Origin of the sequence: Gemmobacter sp., from assembly GCF_016792925.1 — a bacterium.
In the GTDB taxonomy this organism is placed as follows: Bacteria; Pseudomonadota; Alphaproteobacteria; order Rhodobacterales; family Rhodobacteraceae; genus Gemmobacter.
The window spans coordinates 1-5,295 of the sequence record NZ_JAEULU010000186.1 but is presented as its reverse complement, the minus strand read 5'-3'; the positions used below and the strand labels follow the sequence as shown (position 1 = coordinate 5,295).

The 5,295-nt window shown below is 66.6% G+C and carries 5 protein-coding genes; 2 read left to right on the top strand and 3 right to left on the bottom strand.

Going from position 1 to position 5,295, the window contains the following annotated elements; genetic code table 11:
* From JNN06_RS08670 to JNN06_RS08660, 3 genes are all read right to left on the bottom strand, one after another.
* On the bottom strand, positions 1-767 hold a 767-nt coding region (locus JNN06_RS08670; RefSeq protein WP_291239187.1), incomplete at its 3' end, for a glycosyltransferase family 2 protein.
* Positions 764-1,882: a PLP-dependent cysteine synthase family protein gene (locus JNN06_RS08665; protein ID WP_291239186.1), complete on the bottom strand. Its 1,119-nt coding sequence runs from the start codon at positions 1,880-1,882 to the stop codon at positions 764-766. The genes JNN06_RS08665 and JNN06_RS08670, both read right to left, overlap by 4 nt.
* A gap of 30 nt (positions 1,883-1,912) precedes the next feature.
* Positions 1,913-2,647 (bottom strand): 4'-phosphopantetheinyl transferase superfamily protein, encoded by a 735-nt coding sequence (locus tag JNN06_RS08660; protein WP_291239185.1) that lies wholly within the window; start codon positions 2,645-2,647, stop codon positions 1,913-1,915.
* A gap of 165 nt (positions 2,648-2,812) precedes the next feature.
* Here JNN06_RS08660 and JNN06_RS08655 point away from each other — a divergent pair, with 165 nt between their 5' ends.
* Positions 2,813-4,363 carry a trimethylamine methyltransferase family protein gene (locus JNN06_RS08655; RefSeq protein WP_291239184.1) on the top strand — a complete coding sequence of 517 codons (1,551 nt, stop codon included), beginning with the start codon at positions 2,813-2,815 and terminating at the stop codon, positions 4,361-4,363.
* A gap of 2 nt (positions 4,364-4,365) precedes the next feature.
* Positions 4,366-5,115: a pyrroline-5-carboxylate reductase dimerization domain-containing protein gene (locus JNN06_RS08650; protein WP_291239188.1), complete on the top strand. Its 750-nt coding sequence runs from the start codon at positions 4,366-4,368 to the stop codon at positions 5,113-5,115.
* Positions 5,116-5,295: the final 180 nt, after the last annotated feature.

Below are 5,295 nucleotides of genomic sequence, written 5' to 3'. Positions count from 1 at the left end.
TCCACCCAATAGCTCAGGTCGATCTGCTTCACCCGGCTGTTCGCCAGCCCGCGTTCCGATTTCACCAGAAAGCTCTCGACAGAGCGCAGCGAGTAATGGTGCAGCTCGACCAGATCGCGGGCGACCTGCATGGCGGGCAGCACCAATTGCCCGTCGCGTTCGGCAAAGGCGGGCGGCAGGGACTGGCCCGCGCCATCGGCCCAAAGCGGCAGGGCGGCATCGGGGTGGCGCTTGGGGCGATGCACGCCGGGTTTCAGGAAGGCGTCGGGGCGGAACAGCGTCTTGAAAAAGCGCCCGGCGACGGGGTGATAAAGGTTGGGCGGGGCGGAACGGGTGAATTGCGCCGTGATCGGCGCATCGCGGAACTGCACCTGTCCATTGGCCCCGAACAGCCGCCACGGCAGCGTCACCGCCGCCGTATCCGCTGGCAAGGCCGCGATCAGATCGGGCAGCCGCCCCGCGCCCGCATGGATCAGCGGAAACTCGTCCACATCGCAGAACAGCGCCCAATCGGCCCCGGCCAGCAGGCGCTGCTTGGTGACCTGCTGCAAGGCCTGCCATTGCAGGCTGCGCCCGGCCTGCCGCTCCTGCCGGATGTGGCGCAGCGCGCCTTGCGCGGCGAGCGCATCCAGCAACGCATCAGTGCCATCCTCGCAATCATTGGAGAACACGATGACCTCGCCCACCCCGATCAGCCGCAACCAGGCCAGCCATTCCAGCAGGAACGGCCCCTCGTTGCGCATGCAGGTGAAGGCGGTGATCGTCATCGGGCGGGCACCGGCAGGGCCTCGCCGCTGTCCAGAAAGGCCTCGATCCGGGCGCGCCATGGCGCGATGTCGATGCCCTGCCCCGCCAGCCAGTCATCGTTGAAACAGGTCTCGGCATAGCGGTCGCCGCTGTCGCAGATCAGCGTGACCAGCGCGCCGCGCCGCCCCTCGCGCCGCATCTGGGCGGCGATGGACAGCAGGCCGTAGAAATTGGTGCCGGTCGAGCCGCCGACCCGGCGGAACAGCCGCTCTGACAGCACCCGCGCCGCCGCGAATGACGCCGCATCGGGCACGCGGATCATATGGTCGATCACGCCCGGGATGAAGGAGGGCTCCACCCTCGGCCGCCCGATCCCCTCGATCCGGCTGCCCGGCGCGGTCACGGCCAGATCGCCGCTACGCCACGCGTCGTAAAAGGCCGAGCCCTCCACATCCACCACGCACAGCCGGGTCGCCAGATTGCGATAGCGGATATAGCGCCCGATGGTGGCCGAAGTGCCGCCGGTGCCCGCGCTCATCACCACCCAATCGGGCACCGGGTCGGCCTCGGCCTCCATCTGGGCGAACATGCTTTGCGCAATGTTGTTATTGCCGCGCCAGTCGGTCGCGCGCTCGGCATTGGTGAACTGATCCAGATAATGCCCGCCACAGTCGCGCGCCACCTGCTCGGCCACAGCGTAAACCTCGGCGGCGCGGTCGACAAAATGACACTCCCCGCCGAATTGCCGGATGGCGGCGACCTTCTGATGGCTGGTCGAACGCGGCATGACCGCCACGAATTTCAGCCCCAGAAGATGCGCGAAATAGGCCTCGGACACGGCGGTCGAACCGGAGGAAGCCTCGACCAGCGTGGTGGTCGGCCCAATCCTGCCATTGCAGATGCCATAGAGAAACAGCGAGCGCGCCAGCCGATGCTTCAGGCTGCCGGTCGGATGGGTGCTTTCATCCTTGAAATAGATCGGAATGTCGCGCAGCCCGGCAAAGACCGGCTTGATCATATGGGTATCGGCCGAGCGCCGCGCATCGCCCAGCAATTGCTCGATCGCCTGCCGCCCCCAGGCGCGGATAGGGTCTGGCCCCGAGGGCAGGCATTCGGTGAAACACTGGTCAGACATCAAGCACACTCCCACTGGCCCCGCACAGCTTCAACCCGATCCGGCGGGTTTTGCAAAGGCTGATGTTGCGGGCAGCGTGGCCCAGCTGAGGACGTGATCCTCGCACAGCCGGAAGTGCAGGGCAAAGGGGCGCCCCTGCGGCAGATCGGGATGCAGCGTTTCGGTCAGCGCCAGCGTGATCAGCCCGGCCTCTGGCGGCGCCACCAGCCGCGCCGCCGCAAAGCCGAAATGGCGGCGCACCACGGGGTAAAGCAATTTGAACAGCGTTTCCTTGGCGGAGAACACCAGCGTTTCCAGCGCGCCCTCGGGCCACCCTGCGGCGTCGATCAGCGCCCGGTCCGATGCGGTGCAGCTGAGCTGCCGCACCGCGCGCAAGGCATTGCCCTGCAACAGGGTTTCCACATCCGCCCCCACCAGCGCGGGCCCCTGCCGCACCAGACAGGCGGCATGGCCGCGCGCATGGCTGAGGGAACCGGAAAAGCCGGGTGGCCAAACCGGCGCGCGATCCGAGCCGATGGGGATATGGGTTTGCGTGGCCCCCGATTGCAAAAGCGCCAGCCTTGCCAAAGCCCGCCCGGCCAGAAACTCAGCCTGCCGCTTGGGCAAGGCGCTGTGCAGGCTGTCGGGCAGAGCCACGCCCAAGGCGGCGAACAGGCTTGGCTCGAACCCCTCCGGGTCAAAGCGGGCATGCAGCAACCGCCCCTCGGCGCAGGGCAGGGCCACAAGCCCGGTCAACCATGGCAAAGGCGGGAAGGCGGGGGTCACGTTCTGTCCTTGCACTGTCCGGCTTCTTTCTGCCGGGAAATCCGCGCCACCGCAATCATGGCCAATTCATAACCTCAGGTTATGAATTTCGCGCGTCTTTCTACAGGCCACATTGTCGCGAAAGCCGCTAATCTGGTCGCAAAGCATGGCCTTGCAGGTGAGATGATGGAAGACGCCGCCCCCGATACCGCCCCCCGCAAACGCGGGGGACGCGATGCCCGAAGGCAGGATCGCAGCGGCCCGCGCGCGGGTCTTGGCTGCGCCTATATCCAGCGCGGCATCCCCACCTATGATGTGATGGGCGAGGAGAACCTGCAAAAGATCGAGGCCGCCGCCGACCGCATTCTGGCCGAAACCGGGATCGAGTTCCGCGACGACCCGGAGGCGCTGGCCCTCTGGGCGCGGGCCGGGGCCAAGGTGCGGGGCACGCTGGTCACTTTTGAACCCGGCATGCTGCGCGAGATCGCCCGCACCGCGCCGCCCGTCTTCACCCAGCACGCCCGCAACCCGGCCAATAATGTGGAGATCGGCGGCAAGAACGTGGTCTTTGCCCCGGCCTATGGCAGCCCCTTCGTGATGGATCTGGACCGGGGCCGCCGCTTTGGCACGCTGGAGGATTTCGAGAATTTCATCAAACTGGCGCAGGCCTCGCCATGGTTTCACCACTCTGGCGGCACGATTTGCGAGCCGACCGATGTGGCGGTGAACAAGCGCCATCTGGACATGATCTATGCCCATATCCGCTATTCCGACCGGGCGTTCCTCGGCTCGGTGACGGCGGCAGAGCGCGCGGCAGACAGCGTGGAGATGGCGCGTATCCTGTTCGGCACCGAATTTGCGGCGCAAAACTGTGTCATCATGGGCAATTTCAACGTGAACTCGCCGCTGGTCTGGGATGGCACCATGACCAATGGCATGCGCGAATATGCCCGCGCAGGCCAGGGCACGGTGCTGGTGCCCTTCATTCTGGGCGGCGCCATGGGGCCGGTCACCAGCGCGGGCGCCATTGCGCAATCGCTGGCCGAAACGCTGGCCGGTTGCGCACTGACGCAGCTGGAGCGCCCCGGCGCGCCGGTGGTGTTTGGCAATTTCCTGTCCTCGATGTCGCTGCGCTCGGGCAGCCCGACCTTCGGCACGCCGGAACCGGCGATCGGCTCCATGGTGATCGGGCAATTGGCGCGGCGGCTGAACCTGCCTTTGCGCTGTTCGGGCAATTTCACCACCTCGAAACTGCCCGATGCGCAGGCGATGACCGAGGGCACGATGTCGATGCTGGCCGCTGTGCATTGCGGCGCGAATTTCGTGCTGCATTCGGCGGGCTTCCTCGATGGGCTGCTGTCGATGTCTTACGAGAAGTTCATGCTGGATGCCGACCTCTGCGGCGCGCTGCATTCCTATCTGAAAGGCGTGCAGGTGGATGATGACCAGCTGGCGGTGAATGCCTTTGCCGAAGTGGGCCCCGGCAACCATTTCTTCGGCTGCGCCCATACGATGAAGCATTATGAAACCGCGTTTTGGGACAGTGAGCTGGCCGATAACGAACCCTTCGAGAAATGGGAGGCCAATGGTTCGGTCGATGCGGCCACGCGGGCGAACAGGCTGTGGAAAAAGCGGCTGGCGGAGTATGAGGCGCCAGCGCTGGATGCAGGCACCGATGAGGCGCTGCGGGAGTTCGTGACCCGGCGCAAATCGGCGGTCGCGGATATGTGGTATTGAAGATGAAGATCGGCATTCTGGGGGCAACCGGCTGGCTGGGCGGGGCCTTGGCGCGCAATCTGCTGAAGGCGGGGCATCCGCCGGGCGATCTGCTGGTGTTGAACCGGCGCGGGCCGGTGGCGGATTTTGACGCCTGGCCGGGGGTGATCTGGGCCGCGGATCTGGCGGCGATGGCGGCGGCTTGCGATGTGCTGGTGCTGTCGGTCCGCCCCGAGGATTACCGGGTGTCGGCACCCTTGCCCTTTGGGGGCCAAGTGATTTCCTTCATGGCCGGGGTCTCGCTGGAGGATCTGGCGCGCGATTTCCCGGCGGCGCGGATTGCGCGGGCCATGCCGGGCGGCGGCGCATCCGAGGGGACGGCGCATGTGCCCTGGTGCGGCACGGGCGAGGCGGGCGTGCTGGCTGCGCTTGGGCAGGTGGACCGGGTGGCGGATGAGGCGGCGCTGGCCTATCTCTCGGCGCTGTCCGGCTCCGGCGCGGCCTATCCGGCACTGATGGCTCAGGCGATGTATCGGCACGCGCTGGCGCAGGGATTGCCAGCGGATGTGGCATGGAATGCGGTGCGATCCGTGGTCTGCGGCTCGCCTGCGCTGTTTGCGGGCGGTATCGCGCAGGCCGAGGCGCTGCTGGACACCTATCATGGCTATCGCGGCATCACGGCCGCCGGGCTGGATGCAGCGGCGGCGGCGGGGTTTTCAGATGCCGTGGCGGCGGCGCTGGAAGCCGCTACCGCCAAGGCGCTGGCGTTTTGAGATCGGGTTGGCTTCGGGCGGAACAGGAAACGCACCGCGTTTCCCCGCCCGATGTGGAACCTGTCCGCAAATCCGGTTCAGCTTAGGCAACAGAGGCCAGAGCCTGCCCCGGCGGGTGCGAAAGCGCCCGCCAATGGCGGGGCGGGCGCTGGCCGTTGGCTTCGGGCCAACGGCCCGAAC

Bases quoted from the DNA above. Each gene is read 5' to 3' on its own strand.
- JNN06_RS08665 (WP_291239186.1), bottom strand. From the start codon at position 1,882: ATGTCTGACCAGTGTTTCACCGAATGCCTGCCCTCGGGGCCAGACCCT.
- JNN06_RS08655 (WP_291239184.1), top strand. From the start codon at position 2,813: ATGGAAGACGCCGCCCCCGATACCGCCCCCCGCAAACGCGGGGGACGC.
- JNN06_RS08650 (WP_291239188.1), top strand. From the start codon at position 4,366: ATGAAGATCGGCATTCTGGGGGCAACCGGCTGGCTGGGCGGGGCCTTG.